Genomic DNA, 24,309 nt, shown 5'->3' with positions numbered 1-24,309 from the left:
ATAAAAAGTAATTGTAAGGAGTGCTCTTTTTGAAAAGTAAAGTTATGTATAAAATTGTATCTATAGCATGTTTATTTATAGTGGTTTCAGGTTTTATAAAGATAAATATTCAATGCAATAGAACTAAAGATGAATATATAGAAACAATGAGCGTAAATGATAAATTATATAAGGATGGAGCTATAAAAGAAGAATACTTAAATTTATATAATATAGTTGATAATGCTCCTATAAAAATATTTTATAATAAAAAACCTCTAGATATAAAGATTTTATTGCCAAAGTTTGATATAGTTATAAACAAAGAAGTATTTCACTATTCAATGGATAAAATCATAAGTAATATAAAAATAAAGATTAATTCTATAAGGAAATAATCTTTTATATACATAATAGAGATATATTATGATATAATTTACTTTGATTTAAATTCATAGTGGTGAAGACTACTGTCTACAGCATTATTGCTAGAAAGATGGGTTGATGAATATGCAAAGTGAAAGACAAAAACATATAAGAAATTTTTCCATAGTAGCTCATATAGATCACGGCAAGTCTACTCTTGCAGATAGACTTTTAGAGGAGACTGGAACTCTTGCTAAAAGAGAAATGGAAAGTCAAATTTTAGATAAGATGGATCTAGAAAGAGAAAGAGGGATAACAATTAAATCCCAAGCAGCAAGACTCATATATAAAAGAGAAAAAGATGGTAAAGAGTATATGTTAAATCTAATAGATACTCCTGGTCATGTAGATTTTAATTATGAGGTTTCAAGAAGTCTTGCTGCCTGTGAAGGAGCAATTCTTGTAGTGGATGCAACTCAAGGTATACAAGCTCAAACCTTGGCTAATTGCTATTTAGCATTAGATCATAATTTAGAAATAGTTCCTGTTATAAATAAAATAGACCTTCCAAGTGCAAGGCCTGAAGAAATTAGAAAAGAGATTGAGGATGTAATAGGAATTGAAGCTTCAGATGCTCCTTTAATATCTGCAAAATCAGGGCTTAATATAGTTGATGTACTAGAGGCTATAATAGAAAAGATTCCAGCACCTACAGGAGATGAAGATGATTCTCTTAAAGCTCTTATCTTTGATTCTTCCTATGATAGTTATAAGGGTGTAGTTTGCTACATAAGAGTTATGGAAGGAACGGTTAGAGTTGGAACTAAAATTAAGCTTATGGCAACAAAGAAGGTTTATGAAGTTACTGAAGTTGGTGTTTTCTCTCCAAGTTATTTACCAACTGGCGAGTTAAAGGCAGGGGATGTTGGATATATAACAGGAGCGATAAAAAATGTTAGAGATGCAAGAGTTGGAGATACAATAACAGAAGCAACTAGACCAGCGTCAGAAGCCTTAGAGGGCTATAGACCTGCTATTCCTATGGTGTTTAGTGGTATATATCCTGTGGATGGTGCAAAGTATGGTGAATTAAAAGAAGCGCTAGAAAGATTACAAATAAATGATGCTGCATTATCCTTTGAGCCAGAAACTTCTGCAGCCTTAGGATTTGGATTTAGATGTGGATTTTTAGGACTTCTTCATATGGAAATATTACAAGAAAGAGTAGAGAGGGAATTTAATTTAGATATTATAACTACAGCTCCTTCTGTAATATATAAAATACTAAAGACAGATGGAACACTACTTGAAATAACAAATCCAGCAAATTTACCGAATCCAACTGAAATAGAACATATGGAGGAACCTATAGTTAAGGCATCTATAATATCTCCTACAGATTACGTAGGATCTATTATGGAATTATGCCAATCTAGAAGGGGAGACTTTATAGATATGCAATATATAGAAACTACAAGGGTAGTTTTGAACTATAACATACCACTAAATGAGATAATATATGACTTCTTTGATGCACTAAAATCAAAAACTAGAGGCTATGCATCCTTAGATTATGAACTTAAAGGATATAATAGGACTAATCTAGTGAAGTTAGATATATTATTAAATGGAGAAATAGTAGATGCTTTATCTATGATTGTTCCAGATTCAAGAGCTTATGCTAAAGGCAGATCTATAGCAGAAAAACTAAAGGAAATAATACCAAGGCAATTATTTGAGATACCTATACAGGCGTCTGTAGGTAGTAAGATAATAGCAAGAGAGACAGTAAAGGCTATGAGAAAAGATGTTTTAGCAAAATGTTATGGTGGAGATATAAGCAGAAAGAAAAAACTTTTAGAAAAGCAAAAAGAGGGTAAGAAAAGAATGCGTCAAGTAGGATCTGTAGAGATTCCTCAAGAAGCGTTTATGGCTGTGCTAAAAGTAGATTAGATAAAAGTCACTGACAAGCAATTAGGAGGTAATTATGAGGGATATATCATTATATATACATATACCATTTTGTAAAAGTAAATGTTGGTATTGTGATTTTCCATCATTTTGCGGTAAGGATAATCTAATGGAAAGTTATATTAAAGCTTTAGGTGAGGAAATTGATGCTAAAGTTTTAAATTGTAATATAAAGACTATATTTATAGGTGGGGGTACTCCCACCTATTTGTCTTTAAAAATGTTAGAGGAGTTAAAAACACATATAAGAAAATTGAATTTAACACCAAATGCGGAATTTACCGTAGAATGTAATCCAGGAACATTAGATAAAGGGAAATTAGAACTGTTAAAAGATATGGGGGTTAATAGGTTAAGCATTGGTTTACAAGCTTACGATGACTCATTATTAAAAGAGATTGGAAGAATACATAATGTAGACGAATTTTTAAAAAATTATGAGCTTGCAAGATCTATAGGATTTGAAAATATAAACATAGATTTAATGTTTGCACTTCCAAATCAAACTTCTGAAATATGGAAAGAATCTTTAATTAAGGTTGCGAAATTAAATCCAGAGCATATTTCAGCTTATAGTCTTATATTGGAAGAAGAAACAAAGTTTTATGATTTTAATAATAAAGGTACATTAAATTTACCAGAAGAAGATATCGAAAGAGGTATGTATGAAAGTCTTTTATCTATATTAAAAGATTTTGGCTATAACCAATATGAGATTTCAAACTTTTCAAAAGAGGGTAGAGAATGCAAACATAATTTAGTTTATTGGAATATGGATGAATATATTGGAGTTGGGTCATCATCAGCATCATATATTGAAAGTACTAGATATAAAAATGTTGAAGGTATAGAAGAATATATACAAAAAATAAATACAAATAAAGAAACTTATAAAGAAAAACATAAAAATTTAATTAAAGAAGATATTGAAGAATTCATGTTTATGGGACTTAGGAAAACTAAGGGTATAGAAGAAAAAGAGTTTTTAACTAGATTTGATAAAGATATAGATAGTTATTACAAGAATATAATTAACAAACATATAGATGCAAAACTTTTAAAAAGAGAAGATGGATATTTGAGATTTACAGGTGAGGGTATACAATTATCTAATTATGTATTAGCTGATTTTTTGATAGATTAAATAAATCAAGGTGTATAATGGAGCAATAATGAGTAAATGAAAGTTTATAGTGGCAAAAGCATATTATAGCATAATAAGTTACCATTATGACGAGAATATGATGTTGACAAAAAAAACTTGAAATGTTATTTTAAAAGCGTAGCAATTAGCACTCAACAAGAGTGAGTGCTAATAAAAGAGGTGAAAGCATGGATGTGGATGATAGAAAAATAAAGATTCTTGAAGCTATAATTAATGATTACATTATTACAGCGGAACCAGTTGGATCCAGAACCATAGCTAAAAAGTATGACTTAGGCATAAGCTCGGCTACCATAAGAAATGAAATGGCTGATTTAGAAGATATGGGATATTTAGAACAACTTCATACCTCCTCTGGAAGAAAGCCTTCAGATAAAGGATATCGACTTTATGTAGATAAACTTATGATAGTTGAAAGACTGACACTAGAAGAAGAGATGAAGATAAAATCACATGTACTTGGTATGGCAATATACGAGATAGATAAACTATTAAAAGGAACTACTCATATGTTGTCAGAACTTACAAATTTAACTTGCATATTAAATACACCTTCTGTAAAAAAGAGCCAGTTAAAATCTGTGCAGCTTATAAGTATTGATAGTAGTAATATACTTGTGGTTATAATAACTTATACAGGTATCATAAAGAATAATATTCTTAAAGCAAACAACATTCCAAGCCAAGACAATCTTCATAAGATAAGCAGTGTTTTAAATGAAAGATTTAAAAACTTACCTATACAAAATGTGGATAGTCAGGTTATAAAAGATATTAAAGTACAACTTAAAGGATATGAAGATATTATAAATGGTGTTATACCAATCCTTATAGATGCGCTTACTGATGAAGAGTACTCAAAGGTTTATCTTGAAGGAGCTACGAATATATTCAATTACCCTGAGTATAATGATATAGATAAAGCTAAGGAATTTCTTTCTTTGCTTGATAATAAAGGTTATATGCAAGAACTTCTAGATACAACAAATAAGCTTACTATAAAAATAGGTGAAGAAAATTATTTAAAGCAAGCTAAAGATTGTAGTGTAATATCAGCAGTATATTCTGTGGGAAACAAGCCTATCGGAACAATCGGTCTTATAGGGCCCACTCGAATTCCTTATTCAAAAGTTGTGTCTATTATGTCCAAAGTTATGAAAGGACTTAATGACAGCTTAAAAAAACTTGAAGAGGAATCATAATAAAAATATATTAGAGATGAGGTGTGCTTCATAGCTATGGATAAGAACAAAAGTGATTTGAATCCAGAAGAAAAAGTAGAAAATATTATTTTAGAAGGTGAAAATGTTAAAGAAGAATCTAGCGTGGTAAGCGAAGCAGAGGTCTTAGAAAAAGAAGAATGCAATAATACAGTAGATCTTAAGGAATTTTCTAAATATAAGGATGAAGCTTTAAAGACGAAAGAAGAGAATATTGAATTACAAGAAAGACTTCTTAGAGTTACAGCTGAATATGAAAATTATAGAAAAAGAACAACAAAAGAAAAAGAAAGTATTTATGGATATGCTTGTGAAGATGTGTTAAAAAATATCTTACCTGTATTAGATAATCTTGAAAGAGCTGCGCTTACAGATGGAAGTGTAGAGGATATAAAAAAAGGAGTAGAGATTACCTTAAAACAGTTTAAAGAAGCTTTAGAAAAGTTGCAAATAGAAGAAATAGATACTAATAGTGGCTTTGATCCTAATATGCATGAGGCAGTAATGCATGTGGTTGATGAAAGTTTAGGAGAAAAAGAAATTATTGAAGTGTTCCAAAAGGGATACAAAAAAGGTGATAAGGTTATAAGATACAGTGTGGTTAAAGTTGCCAATTAAACTGTAAATTTCATATATATTTAAGGAGGAATTTAAATGGGAAAAGTAATAGGAATTGATTTAGGAACAACAAATTCATGTGTGGCAGTTATGGAAGGTGGAGAAGCAGTAGTTATATCAAGCTCAGAAGGAGCAAGAACAATACCTTCAGTAGTTTCATTTCAAGCAGATGGTGAAAGATTGGTAGGTCAAGTAGCAAAGAGACAATCAATAACTAATCCAGAAAGAACTATCGCATCTATAAAAAGACATATGGGAAGTAATTATAAAGTTACAATAGATTCAAAAGATTATACTCCACAAGAAATATCAGCAATGGTACTTCAAAAGATAAAAACTGATGCAGAAGCTTATTTAGGAGAAAAAGTAACTCAAGCAGTAATAACTGTTCCAGCTTACTTTAACGATAGCCAAAGACAAGCAACAAAAGATGCTGGAAAGATAGCAGGGCTTGAAGTTTTAAGAATAATAAATGAACCTACAGCAGCTTCTTTAGCATATGGTATAGATAAGACAGAAAAGAGCCAAAAGGTATTAGTTTATGACCTTGGTGGTGGTACTTTTGACGTATCAATACTTGAACTTGGAGATGGAGTTTTTGAAGTTAAATCTACAAACGGAGATACTCGTTTAGGTGGAGATGACTTTGATGATAAATTAGTTGATTATATAGCGGATAACTTTAAATCGGAAAATGGAATAGACCTAAGACAAGATAAAATGGCTCACCAAAGATTAAAAGAAGCAGCTGAAAAAGCTAAAATTGAATTATCATCCTCAATGCAAACAAGCATTAATCTACCATTTATAACAGCTGATGCTACAGGTCCAAAGCACATAGAGATGAATCTTACAAGAGCTAAGTTTAATGAACTTACTCATGATTTAGTTCAAAGAACTATAGAACCTATGAGAAAATCTTTACAAGATGCGGGCTTATCAATAAATGAAATAGATAAAATAATATTAGTAGGAGGATCTACTAGAACTCCTGCAGTTCAAGATGCAGTTAAAGAATTCACAGGAAAAGATCCATCTAAGGGAGTTAACCCAGATGAGTGCGTTGCATTAGGTGCAGCAATCCAAGCAGGTGTTTTAACTGGAGATGTTAAGGACGTTCTATTATTAGACGTATCACCTTTAACACTTGGAATAGAAACTTTAGGCGGAATAGCAACACCTTTAATTGAAAGAAATACTACAATTCCAACTAGGAAGAGTCAAGTATTCTCTACAGCAGCAGATGGTCAAACTTCTGTTGAAATACACATAGTTCAAGGTGAAAGACAAATGGCTACAGATAATAAGACTCTTGGAAGAGTAACCCTTTCAGGAATAGCTGCAGCTCCAAGAGGAGTACCACAAATAGAGGTAACCTTTGATATAGATGCTAACGGAATAGTAAATGTTTCTGCAAAGGACAAAGGAACTGGAAAAGAAGCTAAGATAACTATAACAGCATCAACAAATTTAAATGATGATGAAATAGATAAGGCTGTAAAAGAAGCTGAGAAATTTGCAGAAGAAGATAAAAAGAGAAAAGAATCTATCGAAGTTAAAAATAATGCGGACCAATTAGTATATCAGACAGAAAAAACTTTAACTGAACTTGGAGAAAAAGTATCAGAAGAAGATAAAGCAAAGGTAAATGAAAAGTTAGAAGCATTAAAAGCTATTAAAGATGCAGAAGATATAGAGGCTATTAAAAAGGCAACAGAAGAATTAACTCAAGAATTCTATGCTGTATCTGCTAAGTTATATCAAGAAAACCCAGAAGATGCTGGATTTGATCCAAACAACATGGATATGAATGGTAATGGAACTAGTGAAGGACCAAAGGATGACAACGTAGTTGATGCAGACTTTAAGGTTGATGACGAAAAATAATACTAGCAAAAATCATTATTATGAATATATAATATATAGGGAAGGCTAAGGCACTTCCCTTATATTAAGTTTAAATTCAAGATTAGGTGGTGAAAGACTAATGGCTAAAAAAGACTATTATGAATTATTAGGTCTTGAAAAAGGGGCCAGTGACGCTGAAATAAAAAGCGCTTTTAGAAAATTGGCAGTTAAGTACCACCCAGATAAAAATCAAGGGAATAAGGAAGCTGAAGAAACATTTAAAGAAATCAATGAGGCTTATCAGGTATTAAGTGATGCTGATAAGAAGGCTCAATATGATAGATTTGGCACTACTGATTTCAATGGTGGTGGCGGCTTTGGAGATTATGATTTTTCGGGTGGATTTGACGACATAGGAGATATATTTAGTTCTTTCTTTGGAGGTGGTTCTAGAAAAAGAAGAAATGGTCCTGAAAAGGGAGAAGACTTAGAATATAGAATGAACCTTACTTTTGAAGAGGCAGTTTTTGGAGTGGAAAAGGAAATAAGAATATTAAGAAGTGAGTCTTGTGAAAGCTGTAGTGGTACAGGAGCGAAGACAGGTACATCTAAAGCTACCTGTGACAAATGCAGAGGAACAGGTCAAGTTAAAACTCAAAGAAATACTCCACTTGGAAGTTTTGTTTCATCCTCCACTTGTGATAAATGTGGTGGTACAGGTAGTATAATAAAAGAACCATGTAATACTTGTCATGGGGCAGGAAAAACAAAAAAAGAAAGAAAGATATCTATAAATATACCAGCAGGTGTAGATGATGGTAATGTTATGCCTTTAAGAGGACAGGGAAATCATGGTGCTAATGGTGGGCCTCCAGGGGATTTATATATTAACATAAGGGTTGGGAAGCATTCTACATTTATAAGAAAAGGCTTTGATATTTATATGGATAGCCATATAAGCATGGTTAAAGCTGCTTTAGGTATTGATATTAAGGTTCCTACAGTAGATGGAGATGTTGTATATACAGTGCCAGCAGGAACTCAACCAGGTACTATGTTTAGATTAAAAGGAAAAGGTGTACCTAAGATAAATAGTCATCTTAGAGGAGATCAATATATAAATGTAATAGTTGATATTCCAAAACATATGGATGAAAAGCAAAAAGAAATTTTAAAATCTTTTGCAGAGGCTAGTGGCGAAAGTATGGAAGATGAAAAGAAACCAGGGTTTATGGGCAAGATATTCAAAAAATAAATAATGTTAATAAAATTAAAAGTTAGTTTTTCAATTTTGAAGAACTAACTTTATTTAAGTGTCAATTAGTAAACTATATGTAATATAATTTTATTAATTGACACTTTCTATTTTACTGTAAGGATAGATGTTGTACAAAATAGGTAAATTAAGTAGACATATAAAGGTCTAAAGTGTAGAATATATAGAAGCAATAAGGAACTTTTATTGCAAGATATGTGTAACTAATAAGGAGAACATTAGGAAGGATTGGATAATATGCAAGGTACTTGGTTAGAAGTAAAGGTTATAACAAAAAGTGAAGCAATAGAGCCTATTTCAGGCATTTTTTATAGTTTAGATGTAAAAGGGGTTGCAATAGAGGACCCAAATGATATATTAAAAAGAAAGCAAGGGGCTTTAACATGGGATTTTGCCGATATTAATATATTAGAATATAAGGGCGAAGCTGCAGTAGTTACAGGGTATTTTAGCGTAGAAGAGGAAATGGAATCTATTGTAGAAGATATAAAGAAAAAGATAATTGATCTTAAAAGCTTTGGAATAGATGTAGGAGAAGGTAAAGTAATTTACTCTAAAGTAAAAGAAGAAGATTGGGCCAATAATTGGAAGAAGTACTATAAGCCTACAAAGATAGGTTCAAACATAGTAATTAAACCTATATGGGAAGATTATAAAAAGTCTAATGATGAAATTATAATAGAATTAGACCCCGGAATGGCATTCGGTACAGGAACCCATGAAACTACAAGAATGTGTGTTGAGGCTATGGAAAGCTATGTAAGAAAAGATATGACAGTATTTGATATAGGAACAGGTTCTGGTATTCTTGCTATTGCAGCATCTAAGGTAGGTGCTAAAAGTGTTGTAGGTGTTGATTTAGATCCTGTAGCAGTAGACTCAGCAAGAGAAAATATTAAATTTAATAATATTAATAATATAACTATACTTGAGGGTAATCTTATAGATGTAGTCGAGGGAAAAGCAGATATAGTTGTTGCTAATATAATAGCCGAAATAATATGTCTTTTAACTGAAGATATAAAAAAGGTGCTAAAAGAAGGTGGTTTATTTATTACCTCAGGAATAATTCATGATAGATGCGATATGGTAATAGATAAGTTAAAGAAAGAAAACTTTGAAATTATTAAGATAAATAAAGATGGCGAATGGAATTGTATAATAGCCAAAGCTAAATAAGGAGAGAATATTATGCATAAGTTTTTCCTAGCACTAGAAGATATATCTTTAGAAGAAGCCTTAATACGTGGAGAAGATGTAAAACATATATATAAGGTTCTAAGACTTGAGGTTTTTGAAAAGATAATAATAAACAATGGTCATGGTTGTGAGTATCTAGGGGAAATATCTAGCATAGATAAGACCTTAGTAAAGGTTAAACTTTTAGAAAAGTTAGATATAAATAATGAAAGCCCAATAGAGATTCACTTATTCCAGGGGCTGCCAAAGGCTACGAAAATGGATTTAATAGTTCAGAAGAATACAGAACTTGGAATTAAGGAGATTACTCCCATATTAACATCAAGAGTGGATGTTAAATTAAAGGGTGAGTTTAAGAAAATAGATAGGCTTCAAAGAATAGCATTAGAAGCTTCAAAACAGAGTAAGCGAACTTTGATACCTAAGATAAGAGAACCTATATCTTTAGCTGAAGTTATGGAAAGTTTACAAAGGTTCGATTTAGTTATAGTTCCATATGAAGACGAAACAGAGGTTACCATAAGACAAATGGTAATATCTTTAGATAAAAGTAATATTAAAACAGTAGCTATAATAATAGGACCTGAAGGTGGATTTGAGAAAAAAGAAATTAAAATGTTAAAAGATGTAGGGGCTAAAATAATTACCTTAGGACCTAGAATATTAAGAACTGAAACTGCAGGATTTACTGCAACAACTTTAGTTCAGTATGAATTAGGGGATTTAGGAGGAGTTAATTGATGAAAGTTGCATTTTCTACTTTAGGCTGCAGAGTTAATCAATATGAATCTGAAGCTATGGCAGAAAAGTTTATAAGAGAGGGATATGAGGTAGTAGACTTTGAGAGGTTCTCAGACGTATATGTTATAAATACATGTACGGTAACTAACATGGGTGACAAAAAATCAAGGCAAATAATAGGAAGAGCTAGAAGAGAAAATCCTGAGGCTATAATAGCAGTAGTTGGTTGTTATGCTCAAATATCTAGTACAGAAGTTTCTTTAATAGAAGGCGTAAATGTAGTTTTGGGAACAAGAAATAAAGGTGATATAGTTTATTTCGTTAATAGAGCAAGGGATGAAAATAAACAAATTATAAAGGTTGGAGAGGTTCTTAAAAATCATAAGTTTGAAGATTTAAATATTGAAGAATATCAAGACAGGACAAGAGCTTTTATTAAAATACAAGATGGATGTAATAGATTTTGTTCTTATTGTTTAATACCATATGCTAGAGGTGGAGTATGCAGTAAAGATCCAGAAAAGGTGATTGAAGAAATAAAAAATTTGTCTAAACATGGATTTAAAGAAGTGATATTATCAGGTATACATACTGCATCTTATGGAGTTGACTTAGAAGGAAATGTAACATTAGTTGATATACTGTGCTTAATAGAAGAAATACCTGGAATTGAAAGGGTGAGGATAGGCTCTATAGACCCCACATTTTTTACGGATGATGTATTAAGAAAGATAAAAGGATTAAAGAAACTTTGTCATCATTTCCATCTTTCACTCCAAAGCGGATGTGATGAAACATTAGAAAGAATGAATAGGAAATACACATCAAAAGATTATAAAGATATTGTAGAAAAGTTAAGGGAAGCTTATGGTGATGTATCAATAACTACGGATGTTATAGTGGGATTTCCAGGTGAATCTAACGAAGAGTTTGAAAAGACCTATGAATTTTTAAAAGAAATAAAGTTATCAAAGACTCACGTTTTTAAATTTAGCCCAAGAAAAGGCACTAAAGCAGAAAATATGAAAAATCAAATAGATGGGAATATAAAAGATGAAAGAAGCCATAAATTAATAGAACTTAATTTAATAAATGAAAAAGAATTTATGAATAAGTTCATTGGAAAGACTTTTAAAGTTTTATATGAACAAGAGGTTTTAAAAGAAGATGGAATATATGAAGGTTATGCAGAAAACTACATAAAGGTAAGATCTAAGTGTAGCCATGATAATATTATAGGCAAGGTAGTAGAAACTATTATAAAGGATGTAGAAAATGATTATGCTGAAGGAGTAATAAAAGGTTAGGAGGTGATAAAGTGGAAGATTGCATATTTTGTAAGATAGTAAAAGGTGATATACCATCAGAAAAGGTTTATGAAGATGACAAAGTATATGCATTTAAAGACTTAAATCCAGAAGCTCCCATCCATGTACTAATAATACCTAAGATGCATATAAAAAGCACTAATGAAATAAGTGAAGAAAATTCTAGTAGTATTTCTAATTTATTCATAAGTGTAGCAAAGATAGCAAAGATATTAAACATAGATGAAAGTGGCTATAGAGTTGTTAATAACTGCGGAAAACAGGGAGGACAAACTGTGGAACATTTGCATTTTCATATGCTAGGAGGCCGAGATTTAACTTGGCCTCCGGGTTAAAAAAAATCATATGAAATTGTTGACAATTGTACTAATATTACTGTATAATAGAGCGTGTGCTATTTAAGCCTTTGAAGCTATCATATAAAATTTTAGCTAGCGGAGGGAGGGAAAATATATGTCAGAAATTAAGGTTGGAGAAAACGAAACATTAGACAGTGCATTAAGAAGATTTAAAAAGAAATGTGCTAGGTCAGGAGTGCTTTCAGAAGTTAGGAAAAGAGAACATTATGAAAAGCCAAGTGTAAAGAAGAAGAACAAATCAGAAGCTGCGAGAAAGAGAAAATTCAAATAGAGTTTCTTTGAAAGAAGGTACAATAATGCCAATAAAAAAACAACTTCAAGAAGACTGGAAACAAGCTTTAAAAGCTAAAGAAAAACTAAAGGCTAGCACTATAAGCATGGCTAGGTCTTCAATACTTTTAGTTGAAAAAACTGATGGTGTTGAGCTTGAGGATAAGCAAGTTATTGAGATTTTGGCTAAAGAAATCAAGCAAAGAAAAGAAGCTATGTTTGAGTTCGAAAAAGGAAAAAGACAGGATCTTGTAGATGAAGCTAAGGCCGAAATTGAGATTTTGTTAAGTTACCTTCCTCAGCAGTTAAGCGACGAAGAAGTATTTTCATTAGTTAAAGAGGCGGCTTCAAAGGTAGAGGCAAATAGCATGAAAGATATGGGCAAACTTATGGCGGAGCTTAGACCTAAAGTTGTTGGGAGAGCCGATGCTAAATATGTTAGTTCAGTTGTTAAAGAATATTTAAATAGTAAATAAAAAGTATGATAAGAAATACAAAGGATTCACAAAAATAGTGAATCCTTTTATTTTTTGCTTATTTATACAATTAAAGATTCTAAGTTTACTTTAGATTATTCATATAAGTGGTATTAACTTAAATAAAGTCTCATAAATTATTATGAAAGAAATAATTTGAGGTGACAAATATGGATAATAAAATAGACATAATAAAAGAAGGTTTATCAGAAAAACTGGAACTCCCAAGAGAAATAATTTTGGATTTGCCTATGATAACTATTACAGGTAATAGAGATATAAATATAGAAAATCATAAGGGTATAATTATTTTTGATGAGAATAAGGTTAAAATTAATTCTAAAATAGGGGCTATAACCATATATGGTAGTAATTTTGAGGTTTTGTTTTTAGGTGGAAAGACTTTTAGTTTAAAAGGAGTATTTAAATCGGTGGTGTATGAGGGCAATGAGTAAAGCTTCAAATAATTATAAGGGAACAATAGAGGTGGAAGTTCAATGTTTAATACCAGAAAGGATAATAAATCTTCTTTGGAATAAGGGGGTAATTATAAAGAATGTAAGAAAAGTAAATATTAGCACTGTAAGATTTTATATTAGTATAAGAGATTATAAACATTTAGAAGAGTCAGCGAAGGCAACTAATTCAAAAATAAGAATAACAAGTAGAAGTGGAATGCATTTCATTATTATGAAGGTTAAAAGATACTTAAGCTTTGCTGCAGGAAGTGTGCTATTTTTAGTATTAATATATTATATGTCCACATTTATATGGTCTATTGAAATAGAGACAGAAAAATATTTATCACCCTATGAGGTAAGGAAATATTTAATGGATTTAGGTGTTAGGCCTGGAATTAAAAAAAAGGATACAAGTGTTGCTAGAATAGAAGAAGAAATGAAAAAGAGAGAGGATATAATGTGGATAAGGGCAAGGGTAGAGGGTTCTAAAATGAAAATAAAGGTTGCTGAAAGGAAGTCTCCTCCAATTATTGAAGAAGATAATAGTATAAATAACATAATTTCAAAAATGGATGGAGAAGTAATAAGAGTATACACAGTTTCAGGAACAGCCATTGTAAAGCCTGGAGATTTGGTAAAGAAAGGAGATATATTAATAAATGCTGAACAGGGGAAGGAAGGAGCCACCTATATTACTAAAGCAGAAGGGGATGTAATTGCTAAAACCTTTTATGAATTTAATAAAAGCATTAAATTAAAAGGAACCTTAAAAGAACCTACTGGAAATATGAAAGAAGAAAGATATATATATATATATGGTAAAAAGTTATACTTAAAAAAATATAACAATGAGTATAAGAATTACAAAAGTATTGAAGATAGTGGAAAGTTTATTAAAAAGGTTATATACTATGAGTTAAAAGAGATTAATTTTGAGAAAGATGAAAATCAGGTTATAAAACAATCTACAGAAGAACTGAAAGAACAACTTATTAAAGAGCTTCCGATAGATTGTAAAATACTAGATAGTATAATAAACAAAGAAAAAATAGAAGATGCCTTAAATTTAAATGTAATTTTTATAGTGGAGCAAAACATATCTTTAAAGTAGGTTTAGTACACTTTATAAAAAGAAAAGGTGGAATAATTATGGCTAAAGAAAAAAGTAGTGGTGTTAGGAGTATTTTTAAACACAAAAGGACTTTCGTATTTATAATTTCCTTTCTTATAATTTACTTTGTATCTTTAACTTCATTTATAACTAAGAGATACTCACTTCAAGCTGGTGATATAGCAAGGGAAAATATTAAGGCAAATAAAGAGGTTATTGATAAGGCTGCTACAGAGGCAAAAGAAAAGCAAGCTACAGAGGAAGTTGAACTTCAATTTAATCAAAAGCCAGAGGTTAAAAAGCAGGCACTTGATAATTCGAAAATATTCTTTAATAAAATAAACTCATTAAAAGAGGCGGGAACATCAGAGCCTGAAATTTTAGAAATTATACAGGCAGAGTCAAAGATTTCAATGTCTGAAGAAGATTTTATAGAGGTTATTAAACTTTCAAAGGAAGATGTTAAAACACTCCAAGTGGTTACACTAGATACTCTAACTAAAATATATGAGGGAAGAATAGAAGAAAATAAACCAGGAGATATTAAAAGTACTGAAGAGGATGTAGTAAGTAATATTAACACTTATAATATTCCTAAAAATATTAAAAATCTTGGTATTGAGCTCATTACATCTCAAATTAAACCTAACTTTTTCTATGATAAGGAAAAAACTGAGGAACTTAAAAAGCAAGCAACTAAAGATGTGGTGCCTGTAATAATAAAGAAAAATCAAATGATAGTTAAAGAAGGGGAGCCTATAACTCAAAATCAACTACGATTATTAGAAGATCTAGCACTTTTAAATACATCATCATCTCAATGGCCTATATATACTGCGCTAGCTGTAATGATTTTTATATTACTTATGATACAGTGGTATTATATTTATAGATATTATAGGGAGATCTTTAAGGACACAAGCAAGCTTTTACTAATTAGCCTTATTAATGTATTGTGTGTTATTATAGCTAGAAGTGTGGGGATTGCTACTCCATTTTTAATTCCATTAGCTATGGGGCCTATGCTTATAACGATTCTTATAAATTATAAGGTATCTATGGCACTAAGTATTATAAACAGTATATTAATAAGTATAAATATAGGATTTAATATAGAAGTTACAATGATAGCAGTACTAAATGCAGTTCTTGGGTCCATGTTTATGAGAAAGATGCAACAAAGAAATGATATTATATATTCTGCTATATATATTGGAATAATAAATATGGTTATAAGTTTATCTATGGGTGTTTTACTTAGCAATAATATAATTGAAACGCTTAAAAGGACATCTTTTATGGGTATAGCAACACTTGGATCAGCTATACTTACTCTAGGGTTACTTCCTTTATTTGAAAGCACTTTTGATATTGTAACTACGGTAAAGTTATTAGAACTTTCAAATCCTAATAATCCATTATTAAAGAAGATATTAATGGAGACACCAGGAACTTACCATCATAGTATAATGGTAGCAAATCTAGCTGAAATGGCTACAGAAGAAGTAGGAGGTAATGCTATTCTAGCTAGAATAGCAGCTTATTATCATGATGCAGGAAAAACTAAAAGACCATATTTTTTCAAAGAAAATCAAGTGGGAAATGAAAATCCTCATGATAAAATAACCCCTAATTTAAGTACATTAATAATAATATCTCATGTTAAAGATGGATTAGAACTTGCAAAAGAATATAATATACCAAAGGTTATTCAAGATGTAATAGAAGAACATCATGGAAATACTCTTGTTAAATATTTTTATTTTACGGCTAAAAACAATAGTGAAAAGCCAGAGGATATAAAAGAAGAAGATTTCAGATATCAAGGTCCTATACCAAAAACTAAGGAATCTGGTATCATAATGCTAGCAGATGGGGTAGAAGCTGCTGTTAGATCAATTCAAAACCCAACTAAGGGTAAGATTGAAGAAATGGTTAATAATATAATAAAAGATAAGCTAAATGATGGGCAATTAAATGATTGTGATTTAACTTTAAAGGATTTAGAACTTATAAGAAAATCTTTTCTAAAAACCTTAAATAGTATCTATCATCAAAGAATTGAGTACCCGTCAGATAATACTAAAGTAATTAAGGAGAAGTAACAATGATATACGTTGAAAATAATCAAAATGACTTTTTAATAGATGAAGATTTTATAAAGGATATTGAAAAGGTAGCAGATTTTGCATTGAAAAAGGAAGCTGTTAATATAAATTATGAGCTTAGTATACTACTTGTAAATAATATAGAGATAAAGAATATAAATAAAAAGCATAGAAATATAGATAATGAAACTGATGTTTTATCATTTCCTCTTTTGGATTATCCTAAAGATAAGGTATTTAGTGAAGTCTATCTTGAGTGTAAATTTGATGAGACATATCTTGATGGAGAAGATTTGCTTCTCGGTGATATTGTCATATCACTTGAAAAGGCTTTAGAACAAAGTAAAGATTATGGACATTCTTTTAAAAGAGAGGTAGCTTATTTAATAGTGCATTCTATACTTCATCTTTTGGGTTATGATCATATGGAGATAGCTGAAAAGGCTGTTATGAGAAAGAGAGAAGAGTATATATTAGGTGAACTTAATATTGGAAGGTAAGCATGTTAATTATAACATAGTGATTACATCTCTTAAAATAACATAAGACACTTAATATACTTTTAATAAATTTAAAGACTTTGGAAAAGGGCAAAATTACTATGGTGGTGAATTTATGAAGATAAAAAGATTAATAGATAGTTTTAATTATGCTATACAAGGGTTAATATATTCTGCAAGAACTCAAAGAAATATGAAAATACATTTAGTGGCTACCTTTCTAGTACTATCAGCATGCTTTGTATATGATATTAGTAAGGTTGAACTTTTAATTATAACTATAACAATTACTTTGGTTATAGCAGCAGAACTTATAAATACCTCCGTAGAGAGTGCTATTGATGCTACCACAAATTACTACCATCCTTTGGCGAAGATAGCTAAGAACACGGCAGCAGGAGCTGTGCTTGTTACTGCTATTAATGCTATCATGGTAGGATACATAATATTTTGGGATAAACTAACCAATGCAACATTTTCGATAATTCTTAAAATAAAAGATTCAGACCCCTATATGGTTTTTATAATATTAGTTATGGTTAGTATAGTTACAATTATGGTAAAAGCTATTTATGGAGAAGGTACGCCTCTTAGAGGTGGAATGCCTAGTGGACACAGTACTATTGCCTTTTCTATAGCTACTATAATTGCATTAATTGCAGAAGAGCCTGTATCTATGGCACTTAGTTATCTTTTAGCAATCATTGTAGCACAAAGTAGGGTTGACTCAGAGGTTCACTCTATCCAAGAAGTTGTAGTAGGAGCAGTATTTGGTACAGTTTTAACTATATTTATATTTAAGATACTTAGTTAAGGGTCATAAAATAAATCCAATATATAAATTTATATTGTATTAGCATTGATTAGTGCTATAATTTAAATACGATATTTTAAATTAATAAAGTTATTTATATATGGAGGTAAGTAAGAATGAATTATGATAAATTAATCGAAAATGCTATAAATGCTAGAAGCTTTGCATATGTGCCTTATTCAAAATTCCAAGTAGGTGCTGCTGTTTTAACAGAAGATGATAAGATTTATACAGGATGCAATATTGAAAATGCTTCATATGGTGCTACTAATTGTGCTGAAAGAACAGCTATTTTTAAAGCAGTATCTGAAGGTCATAAGGTGATAAAGGCTATTGCAATAATAGGGGATCTTAGCACACACACAAACCCTTGTGGTATATGCAGGCAAGTTATATCTGAGTTTGCACAAAGTGGAGATATTCCAATAATACTAATTAAAAACAAAGAAGATTTCATAATAAAAACTTTAGATGAAATGTTACCAGGCTCTTTTACAAAAAAAGACTTGGAATTATAAGGAGGAAAAATGTTTAAATCAGGATTTGTAACTATAATAGGAAGACCTAATGTGGGTAAGTCCACATTGCTAAATCACTTAATGGGGCAGAAACTTTCAATAGTTTCTAATAAACCTCAAACCACAAGAAATAATATACAAACTATAATGACTGGGGAAGACTACCAACTAATATTTGTAGATACACCAGGACTACATAAACCAAGGCATAAACTAGGAGAATATATGGTGACGGTTGCTCAAAATTCTACTAAAGGAGTAGATCTTATCTTATTTTTAACTACTCCACAAGGACATATAGAAAAAGGCGATATTCACATATTAGAAGAACTAAAAAACACATCTGTGCCTATATTTTTAGTATTAAACAAGGTGGATGAAAATACTGCAGAAAATGTAGCAGAAACTTTAAAACAATATGGAGAGTACTTTAAATTTAAAGAAATAATCCCAATATCAGCTTTAAAGGGTAAAAATACAGATAAACTTTTAGAACTTATGAAGGGAACACTTCCTGAAGGACCTAAATATTATCCAGAAGATATGATAGCAGACGTTCAAGAAAAGTTTATTGTATCTGAGACTATAAGAGAAAAGGCGCTAAGAGTGTTAAATGAAGAAGTACCTCATGGAATAGCTGTTGATGTAATTCAAATGAAACAAGATGCTAAGGGTATGTATCATATTGAGGTAGATTTGCTTTGTGAAAAAGATTCTCATAAGGGTATAATAATAGGTAAAAGTGGTCAAACACTAAAACGTATAGGACAGTATGCAAGAGAAGATATAGAGAAACTTTTAGAATCAAGAGTTAACCTTAAGATATGGGTTAAGGTAAGAAAAGAGTGGAGAGATAACCCTAATTACTTAAAAGAGTTAGGATATAAATTAAAGAAATAAAATGAAATCTGCGTAGAATAATTACTTATTGTACTTTTCATATAACAATGTAAACTTAGATTCAAATAATGGGAGATGATCTTGTGTCAACGTATAAAACAAATGGCATAGTTATAAAGGTACAAGATTTTAAAGAAAATGATAAATTGGTTTATATTTTCACAGAAAGGCTTGGAAAGATTAAGGCTATTGCTAAAGGATCGAAAAGAAATAGAAGCAGTCTGCTTACTCCTACTATGCAACTTTGTTTCGGAGAATATGTTATATTTAAAGGGAAAAATCTATATACCCTAAATGAAGGTAAGGTTATTAATTCTTTTGGTAGTTTGTTAAATGATCTAGAAAAGCTTACTTATTCAACTTATATTTGTGAACTTATAGATATAGCCATGGTGGATGAAGAGAGTAACACAAGTCTTTTTAAAGACTTTACCACCTGTCTATATCTTTTAAGTACAGGTGCTATAAATTATGAAGTATTAATAAGGGCTTTTGAAATAAGATTGTTAAAATATACAGGGTATGACTTAGAATTAGAGCATTGTAGTATTTGTAAAAAAAACATATCAACCTCTAATTATATAAATTTAACTTATGGAGGAGGGGTGTGTGATGACTGTGAGAAAGTGGATTCAATTTTTTTAAGTAAGGCCTCTTTTAATTCATTAAAATTTTTATCTAATATGGCCTTTGAAAAGCTTTATAGATTAAATTTAAGTGAAGATGTGCGAAAAGAATTATTTAAGGTTCTTACTACCATGATCTCATTAAATTATGCAAGGACCCCAAAGAGCCTTCAAATGCTTGAATTTATCAAGTAATTCTTAGATACAGGTGGAGTTTATTTATAAAGAATAAATCTCTCTATCTGAGTCTTGGAAGAACTTATCCAGGGGCCTAGCAACCGTTATCCGCCACATTGAAGAGGATAGGGGTGCTACGGATGGTAGCGATGTATAAGATGGATACAAATAAAGGGCTACATTCAATAATTTAGTGTATAAAGGGAGCGTGGAATTTATGGAAGATATAACTTTAGAAAAGATTGATATAATAAGAGAACGAGCTGGTATTACTTACGCAAAGGCTAAAGAAGTTTTAGAAATTAATGAAGGTAATATAGTGGACTCACTTATTTATATAGAGTCAAACTTGGAAGATAAAGAAAAAAGGATATATTCTACCCTAGATGAATTAACTAAATGGCTTAAAGACATAGTAAATAGTGGCAACATAAATAGAATAAGAATAAAGAAGGAAGATAAGGTACTAGTAGATATACCTATAAATGCTGGTATCGCTGTAGGGGTTATTGCCACAGTTTGGAAGCCTCTTATTGCAATTGGACTTGCAACTGCAACTTTAACAACTGTAACAGTTGAAATAACAAAAGATGATGGGACAATAGAAGTTGTAAATAAGGTTGTAAAAAGTAAGGCAAATAACCTTACTAAAGATATTAAAGGTAAGTTTAATGGAGTGACAAATATTATAAAAAGCAAACTTAAAAAAGAAAAATCTAAAGATGATATAAAAATTAGTGATGAGCCAGTATATAGATATACTGTGAAATTTGAAGATATAGATAAAGAATAAAAGACATTGCACAAAATTTAAAGAAGAATATATATATTTGATATATACTATTTTGTGAATTTCGTGTATAATATATTAGAATATATTAGTATAATATGCTGATATATTCTAAGAGGATAAGTGAGGTGATTAATATTAAGCTAACGCCAAGACAAGAAGAAATAATTAGATTAGTAAAAGAAAATCACCCAATTACAAGTGAAACCCTAGCTTCTCATTTAGGGGTTACAAGGGCTGCGCTAAGACCAGATTTAGCTATTTTAACTATGATAGGTGTACTAGAAGCACGCCCTAAGGTAGGGTATATCTATTCACAAAAACCCTCTTATAGCATGATTTATGATTATATAGTAGACATTAAGACAAAAGATATAATGTCTAAGCCTGTAGTAGTATCTGAGGGAACTACAGTATACGATGCCATAGTACATCTTTTCTTAAATGATGTAGGTACGTTATTTGTTGAAAACAAAGGAATGCTCACAGGTGCTATATCTAGAAAAGACTTTTTAAAAATAGCCATGGGAGGAACAGATATACATAAGGTTCCAGTAGGGATTATAATGACTAGGATGCCTAATATTATATTTGTAGAAAAAGAAGACAGTGCATATTTAGTAGCCCAAAAGATAATTGATCATGAAATTGATAGCTTACCAGTAGTTGAAAGAATATTTGAAGAGGGAAAAGAACATCTTAAAATCATTGGAAAGGTTTCTAAAACCAACATTACAAAACTGTTTGTTAAATTAGGACAATCAAAGTAAATTCTATACTAACAGGGACTAAAAAAGTCCCGTTAGAATACAATTCAATAGATTATACAATCGAAGGAGTGTTAATATGGAAAAGAAATATGTTTACTTTTTTAATGAGGGTGATTCTTCAATGAAAAATCTTCTTGGAGGGAAAGGTTCCAATCTTGCAGAAATGACTAAAATTGGAATACCAGTACCGCAAGGATTCATTGTAACTACAGAAGCATGTAACAAATACTATGATGATGGTAGAACTATAACAGATGAAGTTACTAATCAAATATACAAACAATTAAATGAGTTAGAAAAGGTTACTGGAAAGCAATTTGGTGGATTAGAAAACCCATTACTAGTGTCAGTTAGATCAGGAGCTAGAGCTTCTATGCCTGGAATGATGGATACAATATTAAACCTTGGATTAAATGATGAAACAGTTGAGTCGATGATAAAACTTACAGGTAATGAAAGATTTGCATATGATTCTTATAGAAGATTCATTCAAATGTTTTCAGATGTTGTTATGGAAATAGATAAAAAGAACTTTGAGGCTTTAATCGATAATATGAAGGAAGAAAAAGGCGTCAAATTAGATACAGATTTAACAGCGGGAGACTTAAAAGAATTAGTTAGACAATTTAAAGAATACTATAAAAAAGAAAAAGGTGAGGACTTCCCATCTGATCCTAAAGAGCAATTAATAAAATCAATTCTTGCTGTATTCAGATCTTGGGATAATCCAAGAGCAATAGTATACAGAAGATTAAATGATATACCAGCAAGCTGGGGAACAGCTGTTAACGTTCAAGAAATGGTATTTGGTAATAAGGGAGAAACTTCAGGTACGGGAGTTGCATTTTCAAGAAACCCATCAACAGGAGAACATAAAATATTTGCTGAATATTTAATGAATGCTCAAGGTGAAGATGTTGTTGCGGGAATAAGAACACCAGAACCAATAGAAAAACTTAACCAAGAAATGCCTGAGATATATAAAGAATTTATGGATATAGTTCATAAATTAGAAAATCACTATAGAGATATGCAAGATATGGAGTTTACTATAGAAGAAGGAAAGTTATACTTCTTACAAACAAGAAATGGTAAGAGAACAGCCGAGGCAGCTTTAAAGATTGCTGTAGATCTTGTAGAAGAAAAGATGCTAACTAAAGAAGAAGCTATACTAAAGGTAGAGCCAAAACAATTAGATACATTATTACATCCAGCCTTTGATACAACTGATATGAAAAATAATACACCAATAGCTAAAGGATTACCTGCATCTCCAGGAGCTGCTTGCGGCAAGATAACGTTTACGGCAAAAGAAGCGAAAGAAAGACATGAAAAAGGAGAAAAGGTTGTACTTGTAAGACTTGAAACATCTCCAGAAGATATAGAAGGTATGATAGCTGCTGAGGGTATACTTACAGTGAGAGGCGGAATGACATCTCATGCTGCTGTAGTTGCTAGAGGTATGGGGACATGCTGTGTTGCTGGATGTGGAGAATTAAAAGTTGATGAAGCTAAAAAGAAGTTAACAGTTGGAGGAAAAGTTTATACGGGAGATGACTATATATCTATAGATGGAAGTACAGGAAACATATATGGAACATCTATAAAAACAGTTGATCCTGAAATAAGTGGTCACTTTGAAACATTTATGGCTTGGGCTGATGATATTAGAAAATTAAAAGTTAGAGCTAATGCAGATACACCAGGAGATGCTGCTCAAGCAGTAACATTTGGTGCACAAGGAATAGGTCTTTGTAGAACTGAGCACATGTTCTTTGCAGAGGATAGAATAGCCGCTGTTAGAGAAATGATAGTTTCTAAAAATGAAGTTCAAAGAAGAAAAGCTTTAGCAAAAATTCTTCCAATGCAAAAAGAAGATTTTATTGGACTGTATGAAGCAATGGAAGGTAAACCAACTACTATAAGACTTTTAGACCCACCACTGCATGAATTCTTACCAACTCATGAAAGTGAAATAAGAGTACTTGCAAAAGATATGGAATTAGAGTATGAAGACTTAAAGTCAACTATACAGTCCTTACATGAGGTAAATCCAATGATGGGACATAGAGGATGCCGTTTAGCCGTTTCTTATCCGGAAATAGCTGAAATGCAAGCCACAGCAATTATAGAAGCAGCTATAGATGTTAAAGAAAGAAAAGGAATCGATATAGTTCCAGAAATAATGATACCTCTTGTAGGAGAAATAAAAGAATTAAAGTATGTTAAAGACATAATAACAACCACTGCTGATAAAATAATAAAAGAAAAAGGCGTAGAGTTAAAATATTTGGTAGGAACAATGATAGAAATACCAAGAGCTGCTTTAACTGCTGATGAGATAGCAAAGGAAGCAGAATTCTTCTCTTTTGGAACAAATGATTTGACACAAATGACTTTTGGATTCTCAAGAGATGATGCAGGTAACTTCTTAAAAGATTACTATGAAAAGAAGGTTTATGAATCTGATCCATTTGCTAAATTAGACCAAACTGGAGTTGGACAACTTATTGAAATTGCTACTGAAAAGGGTAGAAAAACTAGACCTACTATAAAGCTTGGAATATGCGGAGAGCATGGAGGAGATCCATCATCAGTTGAATTCTGTCATAACGTAGGACTTGACTATGTTTCTTGTTCTCCATTTAGAGTGCCTCTTGCAAGACTTGCAGCAGCTCAAGCTCAAGTTAAAAACAAGAGATAATATATAAAATTAA

At 31.0% G+C, this 24,309-nt stretch carries 24 protein-coding genes; all 24 read left to right on the top strand.

Annotation, left to right across the window (positions count from 1 at the left end):
* Positions 1-29 precede the first annotated feature (29 nt).
* The 24 genes from DY168_RS08610 (at position 30) to ppdK (ending at position 24,296) form a co-directional block, all read left to right on the top strand.
* Positions 30-377 carry a hypothetical protein gene (locus DY168_RS08610; protein WP_115641403.1) on the top strand — a complete coding sequence of 116 codons (348 nt, stop codon included), beginning with the start codon at positions 30-32 and terminating at the stop codon, positions 375-377.
* A gap of 112 nt (positions 378-489) precedes the next feature.
* Positions 490-2,298, top strand: coding sequence for a translation elongation factor 4 (gene lepA / locus DY168_RS08605; RefSeq protein WP_115642452.1), 1,809 nt, complete (start codon positions 490-492; stop codon positions 2,296-2,298).
* Positions 2,299-2,332: 34 nt separating this feature from the next.
* Complete coding sequence (gene hemW, locus DY168_RS08600) at positions 2,333-3,460, top strand: radical SAM family heme chaperone HemW (RefSeq protein WP_115641402.1); 1,128 nt, start codon at positions 2,333-2,335, stop codon at positions 3,458-3,460.
* A 188-nt stretch (positions 3,461-3,648) separates the two neighbouring features.
* Positions 3,649-4,683, top strand: a complete 1,035-nt coding sequence (hrcA, locus tag DY168_RS08595) for a heat-inducible transcriptional repressor HrcA (protein ID WP_115641401.1) — start codon at positions 3,649-3,651, stop codon at positions 4,681-4,683.
* Positions 4,684-4,719: 36 nt separating this feature from the next.
* The gene (gene grpE / locus DY168_RS08590; RefSeq protein ID WP_115641400.1) at positions 4,720-5,319 is read left to right on the top strand and encodes a nucleotide exchange factor GrpE; all 600 of its coding nucleotides are present in this window, start codon (positions 4,720-4,722) and stop codon (positions 5,317-5,319) included.
* Positions 5,320-5,355: 36 nt separating this feature from the next.
* Positions 5,356-7,206: a molecular chaperone DnaK gene (gene dnaK, locus DY168_RS08585; RefSeq protein ID WP_115641399.1), complete on the top strand. Its 1,851-nt coding sequence runs from the start codon at positions 5,356-5,358 to the stop codon at positions 7,204-7,206.
* A gap of 100 nt (positions 7,207-7,306) precedes the next feature.
* Positions 7,307-8,422 (top strand): molecular chaperone DnaJ, encoded by a 1,116-nt coding sequence (gene dnaJ / locus DY168_RS08580; RefSeq protein WP_115641398.1) that lies wholly within the window; start codon positions 7,307-7,309, stop codon positions 8,420-8,422.
* A gap of 258 nt (positions 8,423-8,680) precedes the next feature.
* Positions 8,681-9,622, top strand: coding sequence for a 50S ribosomal protein L11 methyltransferase (prmA, locus tag DY168_RS08575; protein WP_115642451.1), 942 nt, complete (start codon positions 8,681-8,683; stop codon positions 9,620-9,622).
* Between the two features lie 12 nt (positions 9,623-9,634).
* Positions 9,635-10,384, top strand: a complete 750-nt coding sequence (locus tag DY168_RS08570) for a 16S rRNA (uracil(1498)-N(3))-methyltransferase (protein WP_115641397.1) — start codon at positions 9,635-9,637, stop codon at positions 10,382-10,384.
* Positions 10,384-11,691: a tRNA (N(6)-L-threonylcarbamoyladenosine(37)-C(2))-methylthiotransferase MtaB gene (mtaB, locus tag DY168_RS08565; RefSeq protein WP_115641396.1), complete on the top strand. Its 1,308-nt coding sequence runs from the start codon at positions 10,384-10,386 to the stop codon at positions 11,689-11,691. Before DY168_RS08570 ends, mtaB begins: the two co-directional genes overlap by 1 nt.
* A gap of 11 nt (positions 11,692-11,702) precedes the next feature.
* Positions 11,703-12,047, top strand: coding sequence for a histidine triad nucleotide-binding protein (locus DY168_RS08560; protein WP_115641395.1), 345 nt, complete (start codon positions 11,703-11,705; stop codon positions 12,045-12,047).
* A gap of 118 nt (positions 12,048-12,165) precedes the next feature.
* The gene (gene rpsU, locus DY168_RS08555; RefSeq protein ID WP_115641394.1) at positions 12,166-12,342 is read left to right on the top strand and encodes a 30S ribosomal protein S21; all 177 of its coding nucleotides are present in this window, start codon (positions 12,166-12,168) and stop codon (positions 12,340-12,342) included.
* Positions 12,343-12,367: 25 nt separating this feature from the next.
* Positions 12,368-12,817 (top strand): GatB/YqeY domain-containing protein, encoded by a 450-nt coding sequence (locus DY168_RS08550; protein WP_115641393.1) that lies wholly within the window; start codon positions 12,368-12,370, stop codon positions 12,815-12,817.
* Between the two features lie 170 nt (positions 12,818-12,987).
* The gene (gene yqfC / locus DY168_RS08545) at positions 12,988-13,272 is read left to right on the top strand and encodes a sporulation protein YqfC (protein ID WP_115641392.1); all 285 of its coding nucleotides are present in this window, start codon (positions 12,988-12,990) and stop codon (positions 13,270-13,272) included.
* Positions 13,265-14,389 carry a sporulation protein YqfD gene (gene yqfD, locus DY168_RS08540; protein ID WP_172556307.1) on the top strand — a complete coding sequence of 375 codons (1,125 nt, stop codon included), beginning with the start codon at positions 13,265-13,267 and terminating at the stop codon, positions 14,387-14,389. Before yqfC ends, yqfD begins: the two co-directional genes overlap by 8 nt.
* A gap of 38 nt (positions 14,390-14,427) precedes the next feature.
* On the top strand, positions 14,428-16,494 hold the full coding sequence (locus DY168_RS08535; RefSeq protein ID WP_115641390.1) for an HD family phosphohydrolase: 2,067 nt from the start codon (positions 14,428-14,430) through the stop codon (positions 16,492-16,494).
* A gap of 2 nt (positions 16,495-16,496) precedes the next feature.
* Complete coding sequence (gene ybeY / locus DY168_RS08530; RefSeq protein ID WP_115641389.1) at positions 16,497-16,997, top strand: rRNA maturation RNase YbeY; 501 nt, start codon at positions 16,497-16,499, stop codon at positions 16,995-16,997.
* Positions 16,998-17,112: 115 nt separating this feature from the next.
* Positions 17,113-17,811 carry a diacylglycerol kinase gene (locus DY168_RS08525; protein ID WP_115641388.1) on the top strand — a complete coding sequence of 233 codons (699 nt, stop codon included), beginning with the start codon at positions 17,113-17,115 and terminating at the stop codon, positions 17,809-17,811.
* Positions 17,812-17,927: 116 nt separating this feature from the next.
* The gene (locus tag DY168_RS08520; protein ID WP_115641387.1) at positions 17,928-18,329 is read left to right on the top strand and encodes a cytidine deaminase; all 402 of its coding nucleotides are present in this window, start codon (positions 17,928-17,930) and stop codon (positions 18,327-18,329) included.
* Positions 18,330-18,338: 9 nt separating this feature from the next.
* A complete protein-coding gene (gene era, locus DY168_RS08515; RefSeq protein WP_115641386.1) occupies positions 18,339-19,229 on the top strand; it encodes a GTPase Era in 891 nt (296 codons plus the stop codon).
* A 68-nt stretch (positions 19,230-19,297) separates the two neighbouring features.
* Complete coding sequence (recO, locus tag DY168_RS08510) at positions 19,298-20,050, top strand: DNA repair protein RecO (protein WP_115641385.1); 753 nt, start codon at positions 19,298-19,300, stop codon at positions 20,048-20,050.
* A gap of 199 nt (positions 20,051-20,249) precedes the next feature.
* Positions 20,250-20,825 carry a DUF4342 domain-containing protein gene (locus tag DY168_RS08505; protein WP_115641384.1) on the top strand — a complete coding sequence of 192 codons (576 nt, stop codon included), beginning with the start codon at positions 20,250-20,252 and terminating at the stop codon, positions 20,823-20,825.
* A 134-nt stretch (positions 20,826-20,959) separates the two neighbouring features.
* A complete protein-coding gene (ccpN, locus tag DY168_RS08500; RefSeq protein WP_423237251.1) occupies positions 20,960-21,592 on the top strand; it encodes a transcriptional regulator CcpN in 633 nt (210 codons plus the stop codon).
* A gap of 76 nt (positions 21,593-21,668) precedes the next feature.
* Positions 21,669-24,296 carry a pyruvate, phosphate dikinase gene (ppdK, locus tag DY168_RS08495; RefSeq protein WP_115641382.1) on the top strand — a complete coding sequence of 876 codons (2,628 nt, stop codon included), beginning with the start codon at positions 21,669-21,671 and terminating at the stop codon, positions 24,294-24,296.
* Positions 24,297-24,309: the final 13 nt, after the last annotated feature.

The sequence above is a fragment of the Clostridium putrefaciens genome, assembly GCF_900461105.1.
Lineage (GTDB): Bacteria > Bacillota > Clostridia > Clostridiales > Clostridiaceae > Clostridium_L > Clostridium_L putrefaciens.
Note: the sequence above shows the minus strand (reverse complement) of the source record. Positions and strands in the feature narration are given on the sequence as shown.

Excerpts from the sequence above, each read along its gene's own strand:
- lepA (WP_115642452.1), top strand. The coding sequence starts at position 490 with ATGCAAAGTGAAAGACAAAAACATATAAGAAATTTTTCCATAGTAGCT.
- hemW (WP_115641402.1), top strand. The coding sequence starts at position 2,333 with ATGAGGGATATATCATTATATATACATATACCATTTTGTAAAAGTAAA.
- hrcA (WP_115641401.1), top strand. The coding sequence starts at position 3,649 with ATGGATGTGGATGATAGAAAAATAAAGATTCTTGAAGCTATAATTAAT.
- grpE (WP_115641400.1), top strand. The coding sequence starts at position 4,720 with ATGGATAAGAACAAAAGTGATTTGAATCCAGAAGAAAAAGTAGAAAAT.
- dnaK (WP_115641399.1), top strand. The coding sequence starts at position 5,356 with ATGGGAAAAGTAATAGGAATTGATTTAGGAACAACAAATTCATGTGTG.
- dnaJ (WP_115641398.1), top strand. The coding sequence starts at position 7,307 with ATGGCTAAAAAAGACTATTATGAATTATTAGGTCTTGAAAAAGGGGCC.
- prmA (WP_115642451.1), top strand. The coding sequence starts at position 8,681 with ATGCAAGGTACTTGGTTAGAAGTAAAGGTTATAACAAAAAGTGAAGCA.
- DY168_RS08570 (WP_115641397.1), top strand. The coding sequence starts at position 9,635 with ATGCATAAGTTTTTCCTAGCACTAGAAGATATATCTTTAGAAGAAGCC.
- mtaB (WP_115641396.1), top strand. The coding sequence starts at position 10,384 with ATGAAAGTTGCATTTTCTACTTTAGGCTGCAGAGTTAATCAATATGAA.
- rpsU (WP_115641394.1), top strand. The coding sequence starts at position 12,166 with ATGTCAGAAATTAAGGTTGGAGAAAACGAAACATTAGACAGTGCATTA.
- DY168_RS08550 (WP_115641393.1), top strand. The coding sequence starts at position 12,368 with ATGCCAATAAAAAAACAACTTCAAGAAGACTGGAAACAAGCTTTAAAA.
- yqfC (WP_115641392.1), top strand. The coding sequence starts at position 12,988 with ATGGATAATAAAATAGACATAATAAAAGAAGGTTTATCAGAAAAACTG.
- yqfD (WP_172556307.1), top strand. The coding sequence starts at position 13,265 with ATGAGTAAAGCTTCAAATAATTATAAGGGAACAATAGAGGTGGAAGTT.
- DY168_RS08535 (WP_115641390.1), top strand. The coding sequence starts at position 14,428 with ATGGCTAAAGAAAAAAGTAGTGGTGTTAGGAGTATTTTTAAACACAAA.
- ybeY (WP_115641389.1), top strand. The coding sequence starts at position 16,497 with ATGATATACGTTGAAAATAATCAAAATGACTTTTTAATAGATGAAGAT.
- DY168_RS08525 (WP_115641388.1), top strand. The coding sequence starts at position 17,113 with ATGAAGATAAAAAGATTAATAGATAGTTTTAATTATGCTATACAAGGG.
- DY168_RS08520 (WP_115641387.1), top strand. The coding sequence starts at position 17,928 with ATGAATTATGATAAATTAATCGAAAATGCTATAAATGCTAGAAGCTTT.
- era (WP_115641386.1), top strand. The coding sequence starts at position 18,339 with ATGTTTAAATCAGGATTTGTAACTATAATAGGAAGACCTAATGTGGGT.
- recO (WP_115641385.1), top strand. The coding sequence starts at position 19,298 with ATGGGAGATGATCTTGTGTCAACGTATAAAACAAATGGCATAGTTATA.
- DY168_RS08505 (WP_115641384.1), top strand. The coding sequence starts at position 20,250 with ATGGAAGATATAACTTTAGAAAAGATTGATATAATAAGAGAACGAGCT.
- ppdK (WP_115641382.1), top strand. The coding sequence starts at position 21,669 with ATGGAAAAGAAATATGTTTACTTTTTTAATGAGGGTGATTCTTCAATG.